This is a genomic window from Shewanella sp. SW1 (assembly GCF_025653545.1).
Taxonomy (GTDB): domain Bacteria; phylum Pseudomonadota; class Gammaproteobacteria; order Enterobacterales; family Shewanellaceae; genus Shewanella; species Shewanella oncorhynchi.
Genome location: NZ_JAKKSG010000047.1, coordinates 1 through 1,928 on the forward strand (window position 1 = coordinate 1; position 1,928 = coordinate 1,928).

2 protein-coding genes and 1 pseudogene are annotated in these 1,928 nt (G+C 40.5%); 2 read left to right on the forward strand and 1 reads right to left on the reverse strand.

Going from position 1 to position 1,928, the window contains the following annotated elements:
* Together L5M71_RS22930 and L5M71_RS22935 are read left to right on the forward strand one after the other, a co-directional pair.
* Positions 1-241, forward strand: a 241-nt coding sequence (locus L5M71_RS22930) for an integrase core domain-containing protein (protein ID WP_263208127.1), incomplete at its 5' end; no start/stop codon positions are given.
* A complete protein-coding gene (locus L5M71_RS22935) occupies positions 238-1,518 on the forward strand; it encodes a hypothetical protein (protein ID WP_263220682.1) in 1,281 nt (426 codons plus the stop codon). The genes L5M71_RS22930 and L5M71_RS22935, both read left to right, overlap by 4 nt.
* Before the next feature lie 172 nt (positions 1,519-1,690).
* On the opposite strand, the pseudogene L5M71_RS22940 reads toward L5M71_RS22935, so the two are convergent.
* Positions 1,691-1,928, reverse strand: a pseudogene (locus tag L5M71_RS22940) (ISAs1 family transposase); the annotation flags it as partial.

Sequence of the window (1,928 nt, forward strand, 5' to 3'; positions counted from 1 at the left end):
GAGCCGTCGCGGTAACTGCTGGGATAATGCGCCAATGGAGCGGTTTTTCAGAAGTTTAAAAACGGAATGGCTCCCGACACAAGGCTACAAGAGTTTTAGCGAAGCTAAACAAGATGTGACCGATTACATCATTGGTTATTACTGTGAAGTCAGGCCACATCATTACAATGCAGGATTGAGCCCAAATGAATCAGAGCGACGATTTTGGGAAGATTCTAAAGCTGTGGCCAAATTTAGTTGACCACTATACTTGGCGTTGTAGTCAAAGATTTGGCTGCAATCAAAGAACACCCTGAAATTGTACGCTTCATGTTCGAGGAGGGACTTTTCGAACTTACGATCGCAAACTTGGAATACGTCTACCAAGTGATTTTAGGAGAGAACGATCTCGAGCCACTACGAACGAGGAACTTCACTACTATACGTTCGTTGAGTAACACTGCCCTGTTGGAGCGTATCGAAAACGATTTCGAATGCTACCTACGTGATGTACTTTTGGAGCTTGAAGAAAACTCTAGAGAGGAAGCTTCAGCTATTCTCAGAGTGATTCAATGCAATACGTTTGATCAAGATGATATTCGGGTGTTTCTTGAACGACAGATGACCCTGTTGCCAACCTTAGAAGATGTACCCGAGAGGTTGCACTCAATGCTGTTCCAATTAGGTAAGATTGAACCAACTTGGGAGAACTGTCTTGCCTTCATCGAAGGTAACGTGTTCGAGGCAGATAGCCTAATTGAATATTTTGATCGAGAAGTTATTCGTGCTGCTATTCTGCAATACCCCATACCAAGCAACGATGATTCACTTCCATTACGTCGATTCATCTTCGAGGCTATTTCGATACCTGATGTCGTCTATAGAGAATATGTTCGCGCCTTGCCTAGGACGTTTTCGTACCAGCCAAAAGGACTCGAACCAACTAAGTTGCGAATTCTAATAGATGAAAAGAAAATCGCATTTACGAAGGAAATGCTTGATTTGCTCGCTGATAAGGGTGACTTACAGGTACTATTCGTCGCCGCTAACATTGAAACATATCTGGCGAAACCAGACCGTTTTGCACTTGACGATGATTTCCTAGAGGAACTTCTTAGAACACAAATTGATATTGTAGCTAAGCTTGGGATAGTCAAATTGATGGACTTAGAATTGCTTGTTGATCTTCCTAAGCGCTCAGCACTGATTGGTCCTATTATTGTCAAAACCGACGCCGATATCCCCAGCCTTAACCGGAATATTGTGCAATCCCTGATGAGGTATTCTTCGCCCATAGCGACACAAATTTCACTCTTAAACAAATATCATACTCTTATGAAGAATGATGATGTTCGTCATGTATTAGCTAATCTACCAAAACCATTTTCAGAAATAAAAACTGGATACAATTCACCGAGATTGAAAAGCACTCCTGAAAATCTGGAATTGGTAAAATGGCTTGATTCAAGAGATATCATTTCAACTTGGAGCGAGAATTTCATCACTAACGATATAAAAGTTAATCTCTATAGACGTTAATAAGAAAATGAAAGAATTAAGTTTAATTTTACGACAAGCAACCAATCAAGTTGATCAAAATTACTTTCACTTGAACATTGATGGGGGAGATCCGATTTATAGAGAACGGGTCTACTGTTATGAGCTATATCATCAAATGAGATTAAAGTGGCCACCAAGAACCAGGGGCTGATTACACTTTTTGACCAGTTCCAAAAATAATCTCTTCTCTGAAGTCATCACTCCAACATGCTCGATTAAATTTTTGAGTTTGGCTGGTTTTAGCTGGGTGTAATTTCACCAGATTTAAGGCCCAGCGGCGTAAAATGGCCAAGATACTGGCGCCATCTTCATCATACATTTTCTGCTTATCTTCTTGAAATAGCTTATCTAAAAGCCAATGTTGATTATTTTCAGTTTGCCAATGAGCC